This window comes from Empedobacter sedimenti, assembly GCF_030005555.1.
Taxonomy (GTDB): Bacteria; Bacteroidota; Bacteroidia; order Flavobacteriales; family Weeksellaceae; genus Empedobacter; species Empedobacter sedimenti.
The window spans coordinates 71179-93056 of sequence record NZ_JASCQG010000007.1 but is presented as its reverse complement, the minus strand read 5'-3'; the positions used below and the strand labels follow the sequence as shown (position 1 = coordinate 93056).

The following is a 21878-nucleotide window of genomic DNA, read 5'->3' as shown; positions in this document are numbered from 1 at the left end:
TAAAAATGAAATCTTTAACTTTAATTCAATTTAGATTGTTTAAAATGGAATTTAAAGAGAAAAAGATTATTTTACTCTCGTTAGATGGTGGAGGAATTAGAGGAATCATCTCATGTGTGATTCTAAAATATATCGAAGATAAACTAAAAGAGCAAGATTGTCCTGATGCCAAAATTGGAGATTATGTCGATTTTATTTCTGGTACAAGTACTGGTGCATTAATTGGATCACTACTGTTAATGCCCTCTGAAGATCATTCTCGAAAAGCAAAACACTCTATCACAGATGCTTTGAATATTTATCTAGGAGAAGGAAAAAATATTTTTTCAAAAACATTTTGGACAATTCTCAATAATCCTTTAGCCGTTTTTAAAGACACCATTTCTACAGTTGTTTTGGAACAACAACTTAGTTTAGTTTTTGGAAAAACGGAATTAAAAGATCTTATTCGTCCTTGTTCGTTTGTTTCTTATGATACTGAGCATCAAAAACCTAAAATTTTCAATTCGATTGATGGTATTTCACCTTTCAGAAATTTTTATGTTAAAGATATTTGTCGTGCTTCTTCTGCAGCTCCTACCTATTTTGAGCCTGCTAAAATTAAATCTTTTGCTGATCAGTATTTTTCTTGTATTGACGGTGGCGTTTTCGCTAATAATCCAACATTTGTAGGTTTTATTGAAACTCAAAAAATTAACTTTAGCAAGTATTTAAAAGATGATTTAAAATACAACGGTGTAGCATCTTTACAGGAGTTTATTACTATTTCTATCGGAAATGGATCTCGTGCTAAATCATATAAACACGAACAATTAATTGGCATCTCAAAATCTAAATGGGTTGATCCTTTGGTCGATATTTTTATTTCTACTGGTGTTGATATGGTTGACATGGAAATGAAGAGTATGTATAATTTGTTAAAACCAAAGTATCAACATAATTATTATCGATTTAATCCTGAAATACCCGAATCTTCACTAGATTTAGGAAATGTATCAAATAGTAATATCAAAACATTATTGGATGTAGCAAACGATTATGTCGCCAAAAATAAAGAACATTTGGATGAAGTTGTACAAAAACTCATTTTTAATAAAGTTGAATTACCTACATAAAAAAAACCTTTTTCTTACTCAGAAAAAGGCTTTGCAATTTTTATTTATTACGAACATAGACAAAAATTTCTTGTTCTTTATTTAACTCACGGTTATCTATAATACTCTCGATAAAGTCACTTGCTGAATTAACATCTACTTCTGTATGAAAGTTTTTAAACTTTCCATTAACTAACGGAACTACATGTCCATTTAGTTTTTCTGGTGTTAATGATTTTCTTTCTCCAATCAAAGTGTAAACGTATTCGCGACCTGTTTCATCAGTAAAGTTATCAACATTATAAATTTGCTCTAAATCTCTCTCGTTATCTATTATTACAAATAAATAATCCTTGTGGCTATCTTTTTCAAAAAATACTCTTTTCATATCCCAAAATGTTTACTCAAATTTATTAAAACTTCAATTTTATACAATAAAGATAACTCTTTTATGCAATTATTTGAAAATATTATGAAATACTTTTTCGAATTATTAAAAGCTTTTTATTTCTTCTAGAAGAGGTAATTCAAAATAAAATTCTGAACCTTCATTGTTTTTAGATAAGGCATAAATTTCGCCTCCACTTTTCTTGATAATTTCTGAAGAAATATATAATCCAAGACCAAGTCCGGAAATAACATTCTCAAACCCATTTTCTACTCTTACGTATTGATCAAATATTTTGGAAAGTTTATTCTCCGGAATACCAATCCCGAAATCTCTTACACAAACTTGTGCTTTATTATCAACTCGTTTTACAGAAATTTCTACTTTATCAGAATCTGGAGAATATTTAACTGCATTGCTAATCAAATTAATTACAACTTGGCTAATACGATCTTTATCTGCAAAAACATCACAACAATTCATCTGTGTTACAATAAGTTTATGATCAACTGATAACTGCTGTTCTTCTATCAATTCTGAAATCAAATCAACCAAATTAAACTTTGTGATGTTTAATTGCATTTTATTATTCTGAATTCTAGTTAAATCAAGTAAATCGATGATTAAATTTTCTAATTTATTAATCTGCAGCTCCATTTTCTTGGCTAATCCGGCATTATCAATATCATTTGCTTTCTTTAAATTACGCTCTATAAACTGAGCATATAATTTAAGACTTGTTAATGGTGTTTTAAGCTCGTGACTTGCTATTCCTAAAAAATCGTCTTTTTGTTTCTGTAATTGTTTAAAATCATGGATATCTGTACATGTTCCTACCCACATTTTTATCCTATCAAAGTCATCATAAAGCGGAATTGCTCTGGCTAAAAACCATCTATAAGAATCTCCGTTTCTAGGATCTCTTAATTGATACTCTATTTGATAAGGTACATTATTCTCAACCGTTTCTGTCCATGTTTTTCTAACTAAATCTACCGAATCTGGGTGTACAAAATCCCAAAAACTAGTATTTGGATTAGAGCTTTTTGGTAAACCAGAATATTTATACCAATAATCGTTAAAGAAATCAACAACACCGTCTTCTGTAGCCGTCCATACTATTTGTGGCATAAAGTTGGAAAGTGCCTTGAATTTATTTTCACTTTCTTCTAATTGCTGCTTAAAGATCACTTCCTGAGACACATCATAACCAAGTGTCAAAATGTATTTAGTTTTTCCTTTTTTATCTTTAATTGGTTTCAGAATGAAATTTACATATCGCGCATTCCCTAAATTATCAATAAAATGATGTCCTTTTTTCTCAATTTGCACTCCTTCATTGTAAACCCTCAACAAATCTTTATAAATAGGTCTTTCTTGTATATAAGGAACTGTATCTTTCACTTTATTGCCAATTGCTATATCAAACCCCCAAACTTCTTTAGAAATACTATTTGATAATTTATAAACCAATTCTTCGCCTTCCAGAATATTAATTGAAACAGGTACATTTTCGATAAAAAGTTTCAACATTTCTTCACTCTCGTATAATTTTGAACGAGATTCTACTAAATCGGTTACATCCACACAAGACATAATGATTGCAAAAACTTTTTTATTCTGATCTTTTTTGGGTTTCAAAAATAAGTTGAGATACTTTGTAATTCGCTCACCATTGATGACAAAGCTCATTCTAACTTCATTTATAAGGAGTTCATTTCCTTCTAAATAAACGGCACGATAAAGCTCATCAAATGACTGCTCTAATAGCTCTGGCCAAATATCAAATACTCTATTCCCTACAATTTCGTTATTCTTACCAAGAAAATTTAACATCCTCTTGTTTGCTATTTCAACAATAGGGTCTAGTCCACTAAAAATAATGGTAGATGTAAGTGAGTTTGATACGATATAATCAAATTTATTTGAAACTTCAGCTATTTTTCTTTTATAAAATGTTTCTTCAGAGACTGATATCAAAGATAAGTTAACGCCCAAAAATTCATTCTTGTTATCTAAAACGCGAGAAATAAAAACGTCAAAATATTGATTAGATTCAAATGGTTTTATTGGAAAATTAATTGCATCTGAAGAAATATATTCTGATGAAAAAATCTCAGTTAGCTTTTCAATCCAAATCTCTTTTTTTACATTATTTTCGTTCAGAATTTGTTCAAAAGACTTATGAACAAACACTTCTGAAGCAGAAAAAAGTGACTGAAAAGCATTATTTACATATTCAATTTCAAAATTAGTTTTCGTAATAAAAGCAAAACCAATTGGATTTTGCTCTAACACGTCTTTAAAAAAATTTTGCGAAAGAATATTTTCTTCAAAAAAACTCATATAATTTAGATTACTCAAAATTTTTAACCCTCAACAATTAAAGTTAGTAAATTTCATCTATTTTCCCCAATTAATATTCATCAAACAAGTTAATTTATTTGTTTATTTGCAAGCAGCAATAATCGTCAAATAAAACGTGTAAAATCTTTTTAGTAATAATGAAAAATATTAAGCAATCCAGTGTTGTATTCGGTCTTTTTTTAGCATCATTTTTCGGAAATTATTCAACAATTTCTGCTCAAAAAACTACAAAAGAAATTACGAGTCAAAAAGTCATTACAAAAGAATATTTGACTTCTAATTTAATAAAAAACAAAGCTTATTACTCGAAAGGAAAAGTAGCAGATTATATTCCTGAACTTGGCAAAATGCAAGCTGATAGAATTGCTTTTTCTGTTGTTAATTCGAATGGAAAGATCATCAGTGTAGGCGATGTTAATCAAAAATTCACGATTCAGAGTATTTCAAAAATTATTGCTTTGATGGTTGCTGTGAAAGAAAATGGCGAGGAAAAAGTATTTGAAAAAATGGGCTATTTCGGAACTGATAAACCTTTTAACCATTTTGCAAATTTAGATACAAATGGTAAACCGATGAATCCGATGATGAATGCTGGTGCAATTTTGACAACTTCTCTGATTTCTGGTGAAAAAGATCTTCCGTATCAAAAAATACTTGAAATGATTCGTTTTATCACTAAAAATCCTTCAATTGATATTAATTCGTCTGTTTATGACTCAGAAAAAGAAACTGGACATAAAAACAGAGGAATGTTTTACATCATGAAAAACAGTGGTCTTATCGATGGAACTGAAGATAAACTAGATAATTATTTTAGACAATGCTCGATTGAAATTACTGCAGAAGATTTAGCAAAAATCGGGTATTTCTTTGCAAATCATTGTACACGATTTGATGGTGATAAAACATACTTTAACATCGAAATGTCAAAATTAATCGAATCTCAGATGTTGACTGCTGGTATGTACGAATTTAGTGGTGAATATGCTCGCCAAGTGGGCTTACCTAGTAAATCTGGTGTTGGTGGTGGAATTACAGTTGCTGTACCTAACAAAAAAATTGGGATTGGCGTTTTTAGCCCTTCATTAGACGAACATGGAAACTCTTTAGCTGGTTATCATATGATTTTGGACTTAGTAAATGAATATAAATTAGGATTATTTGATTAATAGAAAAGCGAGCAAAAGCCCGCTTCTCAAACAAAAATTAAATAATATTTCAGAATTATTTATGACTTTCGTCTTTTTGATAACAATAGAAAAACACAACTGGTAAAACAGTAAAAGATAAGACTAAACAAATTAATAATCCTCCGACAATCATAATCGCTAAAGGCTTTTGTATCTCAGACCCCATTCCTGTAGATAAGGCTGCTGGTAACAAACCTAAAGATCCCATTAAGGCAATCATTAATATTGATCGAATTCTACTTTTAACGCCCAATGTAATCGCTTGACGAAGTGAATTAAATTTTAGATAATCTTTCATTACAGCGATTAAAATAATACCATTGATTGTATTAACTCCAAATAAAATTATTAATCCAATTCCGGCAGAAATCCCAAAAATTGTATTTGTAATCCAAAGAGATAAAAACCCTCCAATAAACGCAAACGGAATTGTAATTGAAGCAATTGCTGTATCGCGAATATTTCCAAAATTGCTGTACAACAATAATAAAATCAAGATTAAAGAGATTGGAATTACTGTCATCAATTGTTTTGATGCTCTTTCTTTACTTTCAAACTCTCCTGCCCATTCCATGTAGTTTTCTTTCGGTAATTTCACTTCTTTATCAACTACTTTTTTGGCTTCGTCAATTGTACTTCCTAAATCTCTTCCATCAATACTAAAACCAACGCCAATATAACGGCTATTTCCTTCTCTGTAAATAAACGCAGGTCCCGTCTGGTAACCAATTGTAGCGATTTCTTGCAATGGCACATTTTGTCCATTACTTGTTGGGATCAAAATATTACCAATTTTTTTAGGCGTATCACGATAAGCTTCATCAAAACGTAGAATTACATCAAATTGTCGATCATTTTCATAAAACTTTGTTGCTGCTTGCCCTCCAATTGTCATCTCAATTACAGCTTGTACTTCTGCTGTATTTACGCCATATTTTGCCATTTTAGAATCACTTAACTGAATTCTGAGTTCTGGTAAACCAATATTTTTGTACACATTGATATCTGTAATACCTTCTACTTTTGTAATAGACGCAGCTACTTTATTGGCATATTTTTCTAAATCGTACAAATCATCGCCAAAAATTTTAATAACCAATGAGCTTTTTACACCCGCAACATATTCTTCGACATTATCCTGAATTGGTTGCGAAAATCCAAAGGTAATTCCAGGATATTGATCCAATTTAGTCCTCATTTCTTGTATGATTTCTTCTTTTGAAATCTTTCGATTCCAATCTTTTTCATCTTTCAACTGAATATTAAATTCTATATTAAAAAAACCTGTAGGATCCGTTCCATCATTTGGTCGACCAGTTTGAGTCAAAATAAAATCAATCTCATCACACTCTTTGCGTAACAAATTTTTCATTTCTTTGGTTAAACGCGTCGATTCTTCTAAATTAACACTATTATGTAAAGTTGCTCTTACATAAACAGATCCTTCATTTAACTGAGGTAAAAACTCAGAACCATAATTCATAAATTTATATACACAAAGAGAAAGAATTCCGATAAATGCAATAAGCGTTGCTCTTTTCCATTTGAATGAGAAATTGAATAATGAATAGATAAGTTTTGTAAAAAACTTTGAAATAAAATTCTCTTTTTCTTCAATATTCTTCGTAAACAATAATTTACACATCGCCGGAACATAAGTTAAACTCAAGATTAGTGATCCTAACAAAGCATAACCAAGTGTAAATGCTAATGGGGTAAACATTTTACCTTCTACTTTCTGAAAAGAAAAAATAGGAAGTAATGCAACAATCAAAATAATTAAAGCAAAGAAAATATAAGAAGCGACACTACCAGCGCTTTTTTTGATTACTCCCAACTTGCTCATCTTTGCGAAGCGCTCTGCTCCTACTTTGTGCTGCATAGTTGCAAGCGCCACAAAAACTGTTTCTACAATAACCAGTGTTCCTTCTAACAACAATCCAAAATCTAAGGCCCCCATCGAAATAAGATTCGCTGGTAATCCTTGTATTTTTAACATGATAATTGCAAATAAAAAGGATAATGGAATAACCGAAGCTACAATTACAGTTGATTTCCAATTGTACAAAAAGATGAAAACGATTAGTGAAACTAATAAAACACCTTCGATAATATTTTTTGTAACCGTTTGTACTGTGTTATCAACCAATTTAGTTCGATCAACAACTGTTTCAATTTGTACGTTACTTGGTAAAGTTCTTGTGTTTAATTCTTCAATTTTTGCTTTCAAATTTGTAATAACTTCAGAAGGATTCTCGCCTCGTAACATCACAACAATACCTTCTACCAAATCATCATCAGAATTAAAACCAACTTGTCCTAATCTTGGTTTATTTGAAACAATAACTTCTGCAACATTCTTGATTAAAATTGGCGTTGTTCCATTTAATTTTACCGTAATATTTCCGATGTCATCTATTTTATCTAACAAACCTACACCTCTCACAACATATGCTTGATCGCCTTGCTGAATAATATCTCCACCAACATTTATATTCGATTTTGAAACGGCTTCGTAAACATCTAAAGGAGATAAATCATAATTTTTCAGCTCGGTTGGATTGATTTTTATTTCATACGTTTTTTCTTCTCCTCCAAAACTCACCACATCTGCAACACCAGGAACTGAAAGTAATTCCCTCTCTATTACCCAATCTTGTATTGCTGTGACTTCTTTTAACGGAAGTGGACTTTTTATGACATATCTAAAAATCTCACCAGTTGCACCAGAAGGAGGTTCTATTGAAGCATCAGCCCCAGTAGGAAGATCTACTCCACTCAGTTTATTCGAGACATATTGTTGTGCGTAGAAATCGTCAACCTCATCATCAAATTGCACTGTTACAACAGATAAACCAAACAAAGAAATTGACCGAAGACTTGACTTTTTCGGAATACTATTCATTACTTTAGAAATAGGTAATGTTACCAACTTCTCCATTTCTTCTGCACTTCTACCTGGCCATTGTGTAATGATTCGTGCTCGCGTATTTGTTACATCTGGAAAAGCCTCTATTGGTGTATGTTTTAACGCATATATACCACCAAAAAAAAGTGCTAAAGTTGCAAATAAAACAAATGTCGTATTGCGCAACGAAAAAGTTACGACAGCTTGTACTAACTTTTTCATCTTTATTTATTTAATTCATCATAAATCAACAACGCGTTTTTTGAAACAACTTTCTCGTTTGGAGCAAATTTTTCTTCAACAAAAGTGTATTCTTCGTTAGCAGCAATAGTTGTTATTTTTCGGACACTTAAATGGCAATCATCTGTATAAACAACAATATATTCTTTGTTATTTTCAAATACCTTTGCATTATTAGGTATTGCAAATCCTTTTCCTATAACATTTTGTTTATCTATAATTATTTCGGCACTTAGACCTGGCATCAAGTTCAAATCATTATTTTCTAATACAACTCTTGCCTTTAAGACGTGTTCGTTATCATCAAAAACATTGTAGATTTTATCAATTTTTCCTGAATAAACTCGATCTGGATAAGCCAAGGTTTTTACCTTTACGATGTCGCCTTGTTTTATATATTGCAAATTATTTGCATAAATATTAACCATTACCCAAACTTGTTTTAAGTTTGAAATAGAAAATAAAGCAGCGTCAGAATCTGGAGTAATTGACTGACCAACACTCATGTTTTTTTGAACAATGTATCCATTTTTAGGCGCAATAATTTGAAATTGTCCGTTTCCTACTGCTCGATACATTCCTAATGTTGCATTCAGTTTGTCCAATTCTATTTGCGCTAATTGAATTTCATGTTCAGTTGCTGTAACGTCTTGTTGTGATGTCATTCCGTCCGCTAACAATTCTTTTTTAGTTTTCAATTGTTTTCGCGATAACTCTAACTGATTCTGAAAAAATCGTTTTTGCTGAGTCAATTCCAAAACTTCATTTGATTTTACAACAGCCAAAACTTGCCCTTTCTGAACATAATCACTCAATTCAAAATTTACTTTATCAACAACTCCTTGCAGTAAACTTTTGAAAGCAACTAAATCATTCTCATTGTATTCAATTTTACCTGATAAACTTAATTGCTCTTGAATTGGTTTTTCAAGAATTGGAGTTATTTCTGTTGTTTTCTTCAATTGTTCATTCAAACAATAAGTCGATTTTTTTTCTTCAGTTTCAGTTTTTTCTTTCTGATCAGTACAACTAAACAGACACATGAAAACTGATAAAACGTAAACTATTTTTTTCATTTTAGATTTCTTTTCCGATGATATAATTTAATTCTTCACGAGTAAGTTGATAATCTTCAAGCGCTTCTAAATATGCTTTTTTTGCCTCTCTATTTGCTTGAATAAAATCGATAAACTCTAATAGAGTAATTTGCTTATTTTGAAGATGTTTTTGATAATTCTCAACCATTTCTGCTTGTCCTTCATTATTCAAGATTTCCCAGTTTTGCAATGATGTTTGAAAACGTTTTATTTGTTCTGATAACTGATTGACAGTAGTATTTAACTCATGTAAATACGCTGATTGTGATAGTTTTTGTTGAGAAATAGTCAACTCTGCAAGTTTGATATTTCCTTTGTTGTTATTCAGTATCGGAAGATCAAGGCTTACGCCAATTCCCACAAAATCTCGCATAATACTTCCGCCTCTATCATAATTAGCATGCAAAGTAATATCTGGCGTTTTCTGCGCTTTTTCTAGCACAAATTGTTTCTCAGAAATCTCAACTTCATTGTTTAATTTTTTTAGCCCAACATTATCCTTAAAAATTAATGGAGAAAAATCTAATGGAAGTTCTGTGGGAGCAAAATCAAAAGTTGAAAAATCTATGTCAGACAAAGAAAGTTCTGATAAATGTGTCAAAAGCTTTATTCGATGAAGATATTCTATTTCTTTATTTTCAATCTCTAGCTCATCTTTTTGTAATCCTATTAACTCTGATTGTAATCTGTAATAATCTGCTTTAGGAACATTTTTGATTGCTGCCTGACGTTTGTATTGATTATTCATTTCGGTAAAAAGAGAAATTGTATTTTTCAATTGCTCTTTCTCTTTACTTAATCGCGCCAATGACATAAAGGATTGTCGTAAATCTTTTTTTAGTTCGCGCAACAATTCTTCGTATTCAAATAAAGAATTATTTTTCTCTAATTCCTTTATTGCAACACGCTTTTTACGTTTACCGGCTGTAACAAATATTTGCTCTAACTCGACAGATAATTGCTGATTTTTTCCATACTTACCAATAAGATTTGGTTGTACTTCAACCTGATAAGTTTTCCATAAATTAACCTCAGAAAGCGTTAAAGTTGGATTGTCCCACAATTTTTCTTGTATAATTTCTGCTTCTTTTTTCTCTACATTATATTTAGAAGAAAGTAATAATGTATTCTGACTAAGGAAAGACGCTTCTAATTGATTTAATGTAATTGACTGCGCGTTTGTTACTTGAAAAACGCTTGATATCAATATAATTAGCACATACTTTTTCACTTCATTTTAGTTTTATGAAGCAAAATTATAATCCTAAGATTAAGGCTAATTTTGAGTTAAATTAGAATTGAATTAGAATTCTAAAAATACAATTGAACAATCGTTCCTTTTGGATGATTTGAAATTATTTTAAGCTTGATTTGATGTGAAATTAGAATAATATTTGACATAGAAAGTCCTATTCCTTTTCCTTGATAATCTTGCGTATTTTTTCCTCTATAAAAATTCTGAGTGATTTGATTGATTTCCTTCTCGTCAATTCCAATTCCTTGATCGATAATCTGAATTTGTAATTTGTCATCAATTTCTAAAAACTGAATTTGAATAGGCAAATTATCAGAATACTTGATTGCATTTCCCACTAAATTATTAAAGGCAACTTCTAACAATTTTTCATTCCCTTGAATGGTTAATAACGTATCATTTTCGACTTGCAAATCAACATTTATCTGAGCATTATGATACAAAACTGCATTTTCAATTACTTTCCAAACAATTTCATCAACACGGATAGTCTCAAACTCAAAATTGGTTTTTGCACCTGAAAGCAACATCATTTGATCAAGTGTATCATGTAAATCGTTGGTATATTGTTTTAGTTGAAGGAGTACATTTTGATATTCCTCTATGTTACGCGACTTTTGGTTAGTAACCTCTAGTGTACCTAATAATGCAGTAATTGGCGTTCTTAATTCGTGCGAAACATAATCTATAAAGTTTTTTTGAACTAGAAAAGTTTGCGAAATTCTTTCGGTAAGTAGATTATACGTTTTGACTAAGTCTTCAATTTCAGCATAAGAGCTTTTTAAAACCAATGGTTTATTCAAATTCTTTACATCACGCTCTTTTAACTGCTCTACCACACGCACAATTGGCTGATACGCAATATAACCTAAATAATTAGAAAAAAAATAGATAAAAACAAGTCCAATTACTGAAACGATGATTAAGATATGTAACAAAGATTGCAATTGTTCATTAAAATCTTTTTTAGACTCGCGAGCAATTACAACAAAATCTCCTTGATTATCGTGATAATAAATTCCATTATAAAAGAAATCATCTGTTACAAAAAAATCATTGTTATTTTTCCTTACACTTTCGATAAAATCTGGCTCAATAACTAAATTCTCGTTCATATTTCCATCAAACTTTTGGTTAGAGTCATTGTAGATGACAATATTTTTACGAGAAATTGTTTTTTGTAATTGATTTTTTACATTTTCATGCTCTAATATTGGTAATTCGTCTTTTTCAAGATAATAAATCGCAGCTAAAAGAGATTTACTTTGCAGAGATTGTATCTCTTTTTTCTCCATTTGAGTGTAATAAGAGAAATAAATTATAGCAGAAACAATAAGTATAACAACACTAAAAATAACAATAGAATATAGTGTTAATCGATGTTTTAATTTCATACACTAAACTTTAAATAAATACCCAACACCTTTTACAGTATAAATGTATTTATAATTCTTTTCTATTTTATTTCTTAGATATGAGATATAAACATCCACTACATTGGTGTGATTATCGAACGTAATTCCCCAAACAGCATTCAATATTTGTACTCTTGTTACCGTTTTTTCTCTATTTTCTATTAAATAAATAAGTAGTTTATATTCGCGAGGAGATAAATCAACTTCTTGGTTATTTACTAATACTTTGTACTGATCCAAGTCAATCATCAAATCACCTAACTCAATTTTATTAGGTTCTGAACTCATTTTATTAATTTGACTACGTCTTGTTAGTGCATTAATACGTGATAATAATTCGTCAAAATGAAAAGGTTTCGTAATGTAGTCATCCGCACCATAATCTAAAGCAGAAACTTTATCTTGTACGGTATTTAAAGCGCTTAACATTAATATTGGTGTGTTTACAGCCTTGTAACGCAGCGTTTGAACTAACTGAATACCATCCATTTTAGGTAACATAATATCGCAAATAATCAAATCGAACTGAATCGTTGTAAAATGCTCCAAAACAGATTCGGCATCTTTACATAAAGTCACTAAATGAGAATTCTCTTCTAATCCTTTGATTAAAAAGTCACTTATTCTTTTATCATCTTCAATTACCAATATCTGCATAAATCATTGCTTTTAGCAAAATTACTCATTTTGAAAGCAATACAATTTACAATCTTTAATTTCTAATGACATTCTAATCTAAACAAAAAGCATCTTGCCAAATGACAAGATGCTTTCTTTTGCAAAAAAAATATTCAGATGTATTTTATTCAACGTGAATATTGTACAGATTTGGTAAAAAATATTGATTTAACCAATAGTACGTTTCTCCGTTTTGTTGAATTAAAATTTTCTTATTGTTTTTATTCTCTAGCATTCTATCTGCTAACACTTTATAATTATCAAAATACTCTTTTACAATAGCTGGATCAATAACACTCTTCTTTCTCCAATTTGCTAATGTATACTGTGTCATAATATCTTCATTATACGTGTCATAACCAGTACTAGACGCAATTGCATAAGCCATTGTTTTTTTACTTAAATCTTTTGGCTGAAAATCTTTTAACGTTGTATAATTATCTTTTATAATCTTCATATAACGTTTAATCGCAACACTTTGATTAAAATCTCTATTCTTAATAATTGTCTCATGATAAATATTTAAATAAAGCTGACGTAAACTCTCGTATTCTTCTGATGAAATCAAAATTCCACGATCAATTAACGGACTATATTTTAAGTTTTTATCAATTTGACCTTTTAATAAAAATGGATTATCTAATGTTACAAAGTTTGTAGCAAATTCTGCTGGAACTGGATTTGGAGCACCAGGATATAAACCTCTAAAATTTGGTTTAATTTCTGTTTTAGACACTCCTACTTTTGATTTAAAGTATTTTGTTAATGATGCATCAACTTCCTTATTTTCATAAGTAACCTGAGCTGTAATACTATCCATCGCTTTTGCAAGTAAATTATTTGATGCCATTTCTCCTTTTTTAGGATAAATAACAAAACCTTGTGTCATACTTGTTTTCGGAAAATCTAATGAATAAAAACCATCATCATTACCAACCAAATTGTAGTTATTTTTATTTGTAACCTCATTTTGATCAACAATTTTATCCATTTTTAGTTTTGCTACATTTTTCGCTGTATTGGTAATAACATTTTCTGAAGCTAAAACGAAATTATTAAATTCAGATTCTGATCCAGAAATTGTTTGAAAAGCAACAACTTTAGCTCTCGCTTGCGACAATTTAAGAATTGCATCAGAAACGCCAGCACTTGCAGAAGCTGTAGAACCAATTGCTACAACAATATTTGTTTGATCAGGATAATCACTTAATAAATTTCCAGCAGCAGCTAAACCTAATTGATATGGTTGTCCACTTGGACCGTTACATTTCATTTCTTTAGATTTAGTATCAATAAATTTTGAAATAACATCCAAATTATCTGACAACTCTGAAACGGCTAAATTATCTCCACATGAATTGTTTTTATACAAAACAACACCATATTTGATATTTTTATAATAACTTAAATTACTTAGTTTAACCTGAAAATCTTGAAAAACAGATTTTGCAATAGCTCCACTCTTCGCGTTTTGAGCACTAATATCTAGTGCAAATACAACATTTAAGTTCTTATTCTCAGTGATAATTTCTTTGTATCGATTATAATAGATTTGTTTACCAGCAACATTGTAAACAAAGTTTTTACTGTAATCTAAAACATTTGTATAATATTTTAACTTGCCTTTTTCTGTTTGTTCTGCATCCTTCAAAGAAATTGGAATAATTCGTTCCAATGGTTTTTCAGAATAAACATTTTTTAAAAGATAATTATTTCTATTTGACGGATCAACAACTACTCGATTAATTGCAATTTTATTTACAATCGAATCATAATTTTCTTGATTCGCGATTTTAATAGCAGATTTCTCTCCCCAATAAGAAACCATATTAGAGCTTATCCAACCATAAACATTATCTTCATAGCTATCAATATTAATTTCAGGAGATTTACCAATTAAGTATCGTTTATTATTTTCTGATTGTTTATAAATGTAAACAAGTTGACCAATAGGCAGTTTCTTTTTTGTTGCTTGTGTTAAAGTTGGTGATGTATAGACAATTACAGAATCATTTGCTAAATACTTATCTCCTGTTTTCATCACATCCATATTATTAGGAACTAAGGATGCTTTAACTGTAAAACCATTATCTTGATTTTTTAAAGCCTTTGTCCATAATAACAATTGATCTTCTGGAATCCAACCATAAGATTTAATAGATTTTTTAGGCGTTTTCTTCATCAAAGCATCCGAAACATATTCAGCTACTTTTACTAAGCCATTTGATTTATTGTGTTTTAACACTAAAAGTGGCTCCAAAAACTTAAGCTCTTTTGGAGATTTCTGGTCACTTTTATCCATATAAACGGTATTATTCTCACGATCAGAGATAACTACCCATGGTGCATTTTTTTTAGGATAACCATCAATCACTTTTGTCTCTTCAATAAAACCATAAACAGATTGATTTGGCGTTCGTTGAGCAGGTAATTTAACACTACAACTTGTTAATAAATTAGATGTAAGAAGTATAAGTGTTAATGGTAAGATTATTTTTTTCATAGGTGGTTATTATTTGCTTTGTTTTACTTCTACTTTATTTACACAATTGATATTTTTATCTAAAGTAACCTTCACTTCATTGATTGCATTATTTTTATCAAACTGTAAACCAGTAGTATAATAGTAGAAATTGCCGTTTTTATCATTAGCTACAACTTGCGCATTATCTTTGTTACATAAATAAGTGCGTAATAAATAGTTATAATGCTCATTAAAGTCTTTACCATTCGCTATTTGTTGTAAATGATATTTAAAATCGTTGTTAATTGCAATTGTAGGATCTATTTCAACCTTCGGAACAATAGGACCAGTCTCTATTATTCCAACAGTTTTAATCACCTTAATACGATGTGTTATTCCTTCAACTTGTTCATTTGTATATAAAGTAACAAGATAATCTCCTGGTTTTTTATACGAATAAGAAGGATTGCGATCAAATGAGTCTATTCCTCCAGTTTCTCCAAATTTCCATCTAAATTCTTTTGCTGTCGTATTATTTGTAGTAAATAAGACATTAGCTAATTGTAAAACTTCAGATGGTGCTTCTATTAAAGTAGGTGTTATTTCTCCAGGTTTAGGTTGTTCTATTTTTGTCGAAACTAATATAGGAAAAGTCTTAGGATATTTATTATTAATCAATACATTAACTTGATAATATCCTGGTTTCTTAAAAAAGTGTACACCACTTTTGTCATCTGATGTAAAGCCATCACCAAAATCCCATTTGATTGTTTTGGCATTATCAGTATTATCTTTAAAAATTAAAGAATCGCCTACATTAATCGTATTTGGATAAACTTGCGCGTTTATGTCTTCTGAATTTATATTATTTCTATTCTGAAGCCACAGATACAATAATATTCCTATTACGGATAATGCTGTAACCCCAATCATTATATTCGTTTTGTTTTTCTGAATGTAATTCATCCTTTGGTAAGTTTTAGTTGATTGATTATTATTATAAAGTTTTTTTTCTATTTATTTGATAATTGAATAATTTGTTGTTGTTTAGTTTGATATCCGATAGAACATTCTTCGAACTGTTTTTTATAGATTCCGACATTATCTTTTCTGATTGCTTCAAACTTTTTATCATCTAAATACATTTTATAGTATTTAGCAACCAGTAGATAAGAATCTTTTCGTTGATCTTTCGTAGAACTCAATTCAAAATAATTAGCAATATCACTAATACTATTTTCTAATTCATAGCCTTTTAATGAATTCTTATTATCTAATTTAAGTTTGTCAATTTTAACAAAAGTACTATCCAGAATTGGTTGTGCTAAATCCTGCTGTTCGTCAAACTTATTTTTTTCGTTAAGAGTTTGTATCGTAATAAAATCTCGATTTGTAAATGGTGACTCAAAATTTTTGATAAAAACAACTGTCAACAAAATCGAAACAAAGAATAACATAGCTAATAGATAAGAAAAATAATGTCTTTTCTCCTTTTTTGATAATGTAATTTGTACTTGCATAGGTAGTTATTTAATAATTATTGAGTATATCGAGATAAAATTTTATTCAGTTCCGTAACTTTACTATTACATTCTTTCAAATCTCGTAAAGCGATCTCTTCTTCATGAGTTGTCGTCATCATTTCACTTTTAAATTCGACAATCTTTCTAAGATTTCTAACTAGAGAAGCATATTGCTTAAACTCTTTTATACTATCTTCTCCCATCACAATTTGGCATTCTTTTATATCACGAACCAAAGAATTACGTAAGAATATTTCGTTTTCAACTTGTTTTTTCGAAAGCTTATCCATTTTAATATAAACCGTATCTAACTTAGATTTCAAAATCTCATTACGACTTATGATATTACGATAATGCTCTAACTCAGATTGAATATTATCTTTCTGAACTTCAGAACTTTTAAAAAATAAAAAGATTGAGAAAAAAGAGAAAAAACACAAGATGATAAAGGACAAAAAGAAATGTAGTGTTCCTTTTCTTACGTCTTTTTTGTTTAGTTTTTGTTGGCCAGTAGTAGTCATTATGTTTTAGGTTAAGAGTTTATATACTTGTATTGTAATAGCCGTGTTCAACACAATATCGGATTAAATCTATTTTACTTTTCAGTTCAAGTCGTTCCGTCAATCGATTAATATACGTATCCACGGTTCGACCACTCAAATTGATACGATCACCTATTTCTTTGTTACTAAAACCTTCATAACAAAGTTTAATAATCTGTATTTCTGTTACTGATAGTTCTTGTTGATTTTCTTGCTGACGTGCCATATAATCCTTTACAGCTAAAGATTGTCCAGCCCATTCTTTCTTATAATCCTCATAATTTGTATTCTTATTCAAAATACAATTACTTAGAATATCTTTTATAATGATGCTATTTTTTTGACAATAAAAAACATTTGGAATATCATTCAGTAAATCAGCCATATCCTCTTGATAAGTTGAAGAATAGGTCAAAATTGGCGTAGTATTATTCGTTTTTCGAATAATTTTTATAGCTTCTATACCACTAATAATTGGCATAAAAAGATTGATAATAAATACGTCTTCTTGTTTTCGATAGAGTCTATTTATCAATTCACTTCCATTATTACAATCGCTCACGATTTCGTAAAATGGATTTTCTTGAAGCATTTTTACTAAAAACTGTTTAAAATAAAAGTCATTTTCAGCAATAGAAAACTTCGTAATCATTGCAGATTTAGTATTCATGGTTAGGTAGAGAATATAAATTTAGGCTAATATAAAAAAAAACTAGCAGTATAAATAAGATTTTGATAATTAATATTATGTTTTTATTTCTAAAAAATAATTGTAGCTTTGAAACTAAAGTTGAGAAGCTCATACTTCATCAATTTTATCTACTAACCTAATTTTACTTTATGAGTGTTTTAATAAGTAACGATACTATTAAACAGATTTTTCATATTGCGCAATCTATCGCAAGAGAAAATTATAATGCAACCTATGGTCCATCACATATAATGATGGCACTTATGCACAAAGACATTGGTCTTAGAGATTTTTTAACTTCTATTGATAAAGATCCCAACTATATCTACGACTGGGCTGATGTAAGAATCGAAGAATACCCAAAAACAGCTCATTTACCGAACGAAGCTCTTCCAAATGATCAAATAGATACCATTCTAGAAGAAGCAGACGAAATTCGTGTTAAATTAGGCTTAGACGAGATCTCTCCTATCTGTTTATTAGCAAGTATAACAAAAGCAAATGTTGCTTACACAACACAAGAGTTAAAATCATTGCCATTAAGAGAACATGAAATTCTTAATCTTTTCAGAAATGATGATGGTAAAATAACATCTGTAGAAGAACAACTCTTAGGAAACAATTCTCTTGATAATTCAAAATTCCCATCAATTAATAGTTATTGTATAGATAAAACTCAACAAGCTAAAGATGGTAAATTAGACAATATTGTTGGACGTGATAAAGAATTAAGAAATTTAGTCGAAATTCTTTGTCGTCGTACAAAGCCAAACGTAATTATTGTTGGTGAACCTGGTGTTGGTAAAACAGCATTAATTGAAGGTTTCGCGAACGAAATAAACAATTCCAATGTTCCAGAAATGTTACAAGAAGCAACATTATTAGAACTGGATACAGGTTCTTTGCTTGCCGGAACATCATATAAAGGAGAAATAGAAGATCGCTTAAAAAAAGTGATTAACGAATGTAAACAAATGAATAAAGCAATTTTATTTATTGATGAAATTCACTCACTTCTCGACCCGAAAGGAACAGCAGGTAATGTAGCTAATCTTCTGAAACCAGAATTAGCTCGAGGAGAAATTACTGTTATTGGTGCAACAACACAAGAAGAATATCGTAAAATTATAGAGCCGGAACGCGCTTTTGATCGTCGTTTTGAGGTTTTAGTTGTCGAAGAACCAGACGATGCAACCTGTGTTAAAATGATCGAAGTTTTGCTAGATGGTTATACCAATCATCACAAAATAGAGGTCGATAAAACAGCTTTACCAGAGTGTATTCGTTTAGCAAAACGTTATGCAAAAGGTAAAAAACTACCCGATTCTGCAATTGATTTATTGGATAGAACAATGGCTTCTATCAAGATGTTAGATGAATTATCAGAGAAAGAATTAGCGGATTGGAAAAAGAATTACGAAACCTTAAAAGAAGATTTGTCGAATGACGAATTTAAGATAGACGAATTAATTTGGCAATATAATTTACTAAAAAATAAATTGAGTCCAATTTTGTGGGGTTCGCTTGTAGAACAACACGTTTTGGATAACAAAATGAGTATCGAAGAAATCGAAAAAATCATCGATTCTACTTTTGATGAACTTATACAACACGCAGCCGTAAAAAGAGAAAAAGTTGGTAAAATGGAAATGGCAGCTGTAATGGCAGCCAAAACGAATATTCCTATTGGTAAAATTCAATCTCAAGAGAAAGAAAAATTACTAAACATGGAAGAATTACTAACAAATCGTGTGGTTGGTCAAAATCATGCATTGAAAATTCTTTCAGATGCCATTATCGAAAACCGAAGCGGTTTAAACAAACCTGGACAACCAATTGGTTCGTTCTTCTTACTTGGTCCAACAGGAACAGGAAAAACTGAGTTAGCCAAATCTATTGCAGAATTATTGTTTAACGACGAAAAAGCAATGATTCGTTTCGATATGTCTGAGTTTAAAGAAGAACATTCGGCAGCTTTATTATACGGAGCGCCTCCTGGTTACGTTGGTTACGAAGAAGGCGGAATGTTGGTAAACAAAATTCGTCAGCAACCTTATTCGGTTGTATTATTTGATGAAATAGAAAAAGCACACACATCTGTTTTTGACGTTTTCTTACAGATTATGGACGAAGGAAAAGTACATGATAAATTAGGGAAAGAAGGCGATTTCAGTAATTCATTGATCCTTTTCACTTCGAATATCGGAAGTGAAGAAATCGTGAAATATTTTGAAAGAAAAGAAATTCCAGCATCTTCTAATTTAATGAAAATCATGACTGATTCAGGACGTTTCAGACCAGAATTCTTGGCTCGTATAACAGAAATTATTCCGTTTGCTCCAATTACAGAAGAAATGGCAGAAATGATTTTCTCAATTCAATTAAAATCATTGATTAATTCATTATCTCGCATGAATATGGAGTTTTCTATTTCTAAGGAAGCAATCAAACACTTAGCTACAAACGGTTTTAGTAGTAAATATGGTGCAAGACAAATTTCTGGTGTGATTAGAACTCAGATAGCACGTCCAATTTCTAAAATGATTGTTCGCGAAGAAGTAAAAGCTGGACAAACGATCAATTTAGATTTAAATAAAAAGAATCAAGAACTTAAATGGAAAATTTCGGATACTAAAAAATAAAACATAAACCTCTCTACTTACTATGTTAAAAAATTTATTCGTCATTGCTCTCGCAGCAATTCCGTTTTGTATAAATGCTCAAAGTTTAGGAGCAACAGATACGTCGGAAAATAGCGTAAAACGATACAAAAGTGTAATCAATAGCAACAAAGACGTTGTATCATTTATAGAATACTCTTTGCAAGAGAAAGGATTACCAAGACACTTGAAAAATTTAGCTTTCATTGAGTCTCATTTTAATCCAAATACAGTTTCTACAGCTGGCGCAAAAGGTGTATGGCAATTTATGACAGCTCATGCAAGCGAATATGGATTGACAGAAAAAGATCGTACAGATATTTACAGAAGTACAAAAGCTGTAACGAACTCTTTGATTAATCTTTACAATAAATATGGCAATTGGGTTACAGTTGTTGCAGCATATAATTGTGGAGAAGGAAATGTACAGAAAGCGATGGACAGAGCTGGGTCAAAAAAATACACTGACTTTTACCAATATTTACCAAATGAAACAATTAATCACGTTCAGAAATACTTGAATGCAAGCTATGCTTCAGGAGAATTAAGTGAAGTTTTAGATGATTATTATGGAACATCTAGTGGTGGAGCTGTAATGGTTTACAAACCATTTGTACCCGAAAAAATTGATTTCAGTCTTTCTTCAACACAAATTAATTCAGCTTATAACCTTGAAGTTATTGCTAAATTTCTGAATATAAACGAAAATGATTTATTAAGATGGAACAAAAATATTAAGAGAGAATTGTCTAAATCTGGAGAAAGTATGTTATTTCTTCCTAATGATTTGATGACAACTTTTACGCTTAATCAAGACGAGATTCTTACTCAATCACTAAATTTTAAAAATTAAATTAGTATTTCTTATTAAAAAGAAGTAATTTAAAACAATCAATCTTTTATATCTAAACTTATAATGGATAACTCGAACTACAAACTACCTTTTAGACCATTAAACCTAATGGCAAGCAACGGACAAATTGAAACTTGTGATGTTTTTGAAAGCATTGCACAAAACATTATGCTGCTTATTACTACAAAAAAAGGTGAAAATAGATACGACGAAAACTACGGAAATGATGTTTGGGATGTAGAATTTGATAATGGAGTTAGTACTGTTATGTGGGAAAATATTTTCATTAAAAGTTTAATTCGTCAAATTCAAGATTACGAACCAAGATTGATTCAGCCTAATATAAAGGCACATATAACTTATGTAGAACACGACTATGAAACGAAAGGTTTTACAGAACTAAAGAAAAAAGTAAAAATAGGGATTAATGCAAAATTAGAGTCGACAAATGAGAACTATAACTTCTCAACCGAACTTTTTCTAAGTCCAATGTCGATAGATTAACTTTTTTAA

General features: G+C 30.1%; 17 protein-coding genes. 5 read left to right on the top strand and 12 right to left on the bottom strand.

All coding sequences use genetic code 11. The features are described from left to right. The first annotated feature begins 5 nt into the window (after positions 1 to 5). Positions 6 to 1115, top strand: coding sequence for a patatin-like phospholipase family protein (locus QHG34_RS08290; RefSeq protein WP_282629711.1), 1110 nt, complete (start codon positions 6 to 8; stop codon positions 1113 to 1115). A gap of 40 nt (positions 1116 to 1155) precedes the next feature. Here QHG34_RS08290 and QHG34_RS08285 read toward each other — a convergent pair whose 3' ends face one another. Together QHG34_RS08285 and QHG34_RS08280 are read right to left on the bottom strand one after the other, a co-directional pair. Next, on the bottom strand, positions 1156 to 1482 hold the full coding sequence (locus QHG34_RS08285) for a hypothetical protein (RefSeq protein WP_282629710.1): 327 nt from the start codon (positions 1480 to 1482) through the stop codon (positions 1156 to 1158). Positions 1483 to 1587: 105 nt separating this feature from the next. Next, a complete protein-coding gene (locus QHG34_RS08280) occupies positions 1588 to 3828 on the bottom strand; it encodes a PAS domain-containing sensor histidine kinase (protein ID WP_282629709.1) in 2241 nt (746 codons plus the stop codon). Positions 3829 to 3986: 158 nt separating this feature from the next. Here QHG34_RS08280 and glsA point away from each other — a divergent pair, with 158 nt between their 5' ends. Further along, the gene (gene glsA, locus QHG34_RS08275) at positions 3987 to 5018 is read left to right on the top strand and encodes a glutaminase A (RefSeq protein ID WP_282629708.1); all 1032 of its coding nucleotides are present in this window, start codon (positions 3987 to 3989) and stop codon (positions 5016 to 5018) included. A gap of 55 nt (positions 5019 to 5073) precedes the next feature. On the opposite strand, the gene QHG34_RS08270 is transcribed toward glsA, so the two are convergent. The 10 genes from QHG34_RS08270 to QHG34_RS08225 form a co-directional block, all read right to left on the bottom strand. After that, a complete protein-coding gene (locus QHG34_RS08270; protein WP_282629707.1) occupies positions 5074 to 8169 on the bottom strand; it encodes an efflux RND transporter permease subunit in 3096 nt (1031 codons plus the stop codon). 2 nt (positions 8170 to 8171) lie between these two features. Further along, positions 8172 to 9263 carry an efflux RND transporter periplasmic adaptor subunit gene (locus QHG34_RS08265; RefSeq protein WP_282629706.1) on the bottom strand — a complete coding sequence of 364 codons (1092 nt, stop codon included), beginning with the start codon at positions 9261 to 9263 and terminating at the stop codon, positions 8172 to 8174. A gap of 1 nt (position 9264) precedes the next feature. After that, on the bottom strand, positions 9265 to 10515 hold the full coding sequence (locus QHG34_RS08260) for a TolC family protein (protein ID WP_282629705.1): 1251 nt from the start codon (positions 10513 to 10515) through the stop codon (positions 9265 to 9267). 80 nt (positions 10516 to 10595) lie between these two features. Next, complete coding sequence (locus QHG34_RS08255; protein WP_282629704.1) at positions 10596 to 11933, bottom strand: sensor histidine kinase; 1338 nt, start codon at positions 11931 to 11933, stop codon at positions 10596 to 10598. Positions 11934 to 11936: 3 nt separating this feature from the next. Then, positions 11937 to 12611, bottom strand: a complete 675-nt coding sequence (locus tag QHG34_RS08250; protein WP_282629703.1) for a response regulator transcription factor — start codon at positions 12609 to 12611, stop codon at positions 11937 to 11939. Between the two features lie 145 nt (positions 12612 to 12756). Next, positions 12757 to 15135, bottom strand: coding sequence for a type VI secretion system protein TssR domain-containing protein (gene tssR, locus QHG34_RS08245; protein WP_282629702.1), 2379 nt, complete (start codon positions 15133 to 15135; stop codon positions 12757 to 12759). A 9-nt stretch (positions 15136 to 15144) separates the two neighbouring features. Continuing rightward, on the bottom strand, positions 15145 to 16062 hold the full coding sequence (locus tag QHG34_RS08240) for a PKD domain-containing protein (RefSeq protein ID WP_282629701.1): 918 nt from the start codon (positions 16060 to 16062) through the stop codon (positions 15145 to 15147). A gap of 47 nt (positions 16063 to 16109) precedes the next feature. Continuing rightward, on the bottom strand, positions 16110 to 16616 hold the full coding sequence (gene tssO / locus QHG34_RS08235) for a type VI secretion system TssO (RefSeq protein ID WP_282629700.1): 507 nt from the start codon (positions 16614 to 16616) through the stop codon (positions 16110 to 16112). A gap of 17 nt (positions 16617 to 16633) precedes the next feature. Then, complete coding sequence (gene tssO / locus QHG34_RS08230) at positions 16634 to 17140, bottom strand: type VI secretion system TssO (RefSeq protein ID WP_282629699.1); 507 nt, start codon at positions 17138 to 17140, stop codon at positions 16634 to 16636. 19 nt (positions 17141 to 17159) lie between these two features. Further along, positions 17160 to 17831 (bottom strand): response regulator transcription factor, encoded by a 672-nt coding sequence (locus QHG34_RS08225; RefSeq protein WP_282629698.1) that lies wholly within the window; start codon positions 17829 to 17831, stop codon positions 17160 to 17162. 170 nt (positions 17832 to 18001) lie between these two features. Here QHG34_RS08225 and QHG34_RS08220 point away from each other — a divergent pair, with 170 nt between their 5' ends. From QHG34_RS08220 to QHG34_RS08210, 3 genes are all read left to right on the top strand, one after another. Beyond that, positions 18002 to 20494: an ATP-dependent Clp protease ATP-binding subunit gene (locus tag QHG34_RS08220; protein ID WP_282629697.1), complete on the top strand. Its 2493-nt coding sequence runs from the start codon at positions 18002 to 18004 to the stop codon at positions 20492 to 20494. A 22-nt stretch (positions 20495 to 20516) separates the two neighbouring features. Then, entirely contained in the window at positions 20517 to 21365 is an 849-nt protein-coding gene (locus QHG34_RS08215) for a lytic transglycosylase domain-containing protein (protein ID WP_282629696.1), read from the top strand. Between the two features lie 63 nt (positions 21366 to 21428). Then, a complete protein-coding gene (locus QHG34_RS08210) occupies positions 21429 to 21869 on the top strand; it encodes a GPW/gp25 family protein (protein ID WP_282629695.1) in 441 nt (146 codons plus the stop codon). Positions 21870 to 21878: the final 9 nt, after the last annotated feature.

What these genes read in the sequence shown, in the direction of transcription:
- QHG34_RS08290 (WP_282629711.1), top strand. Translation starts at nt 6, where the DNA reads ATGAAATCTTTAACTTTAATTCAATTTAGATTGTTTAAAATGGAATTT.
- QHG34_RS08285 (WP_282629710.1), bottom strand. Translation starts at nt 1,482, where the DNA reads ATGAAAAGAGTATTTTTTGAAAAAGATAGCCACAAGGATTATTTATTT.
- QHG34_RS08280 (WP_282629709.1), bottom strand. Translation starts at nt 3,828, where the DNA reads ATGAGTTTTTTTGAAGAAAATATTCTTTCGCAAAATTTTTTTAAAGAC.
- glsA (WP_282629708.1), top strand. Translation starts at nt 3,987, where the DNA reads ATGAAAAATATTAAGCAATCCAGTGTTGTATTCGGTCTTTTTTTAGCA.
- QHG34_RS08270 (WP_282629707.1), bottom strand. Translation starts at nt 8,169, where the DNA reads ATGAAAAAGTTAGTACAAGCTGTCGTAACTTTTTCGTTGCGCAATACG.
- QHG34_RS08265 (WP_282629706.1), bottom strand. Translation starts at nt 9,263, where the DNA reads ATGAAAAAAATAGTTTACGTTTTATCAGTTTTCATGTGTCTGTTTAGT.
- QHG34_RS08255 (WP_282629704.1), bottom strand. Translation starts at nt 11,933, where the DNA reads ATGAAATTAAAACATCGATTAACACTATATTCTATTGTTATTTTTAGT.
- QHG34_RS08250 (WP_282629703.1), bottom strand. Translation starts at nt 12,611, where the DNA reads ATGCAGATATTGGTAATTGAAGATGATAAAAGAATAAGTGACTTTTTA.
- tssR (WP_282629702.1), bottom strand. Translation starts at nt 15,135, where the DNA reads ATGAAAAAAATAATCTTACCATTAACACTTATACTTCTTACATCTAAT.
- QHG34_RS08240 (WP_282629701.1), bottom strand. Translation starts at nt 16,062, where the DNA reads ATGAATTACATTCAGAAAAACAAAACGAATATAATGATTGGGGTTACA.
- tssO (WP_282629700.1), bottom strand. Translation starts at nt 16,616, where the DNA reads ATGCAAGTACAAATTACATTATCAAAAAAGGAGAAAAGACATTATTTT.
- tssO (WP_282629699.1), bottom strand. Translation starts at nt 17,140, where the DNA reads ATGACTACTACTGGCCAACAAAAACTAAACAAAAAAGACGTAAGAAAA.
- QHG34_RS08225 (WP_282629698.1), bottom strand. Translation starts at nt 17,831, where the DNA reads ATGAATACTAAATCTGCAATGATTACGAAGTTTTCTATTGCTGAAAAT.
- QHG34_RS08220 (WP_282629697.1), top strand. Translation starts at nt 18,002, where the DNA reads ATGAGTGTTTTAATAAGTAACGATACTATTAAACAGATTTTTCATATT.
- QHG34_RS08215 (WP_282629696.1), top strand. Translation starts at nt 20,517, where the DNA reads ATGTTAAAAAATTTATTCGTCATTGCTCTCGCAGCAATTCCGTTTTGT.
- QHG34_RS08210 (WP_282629695.1), top strand. Translation starts at nt 21,429, where the DNA reads ATGGATAACTCGAACTACAAACTACCTTTTAGACCATTAAACCTAATG.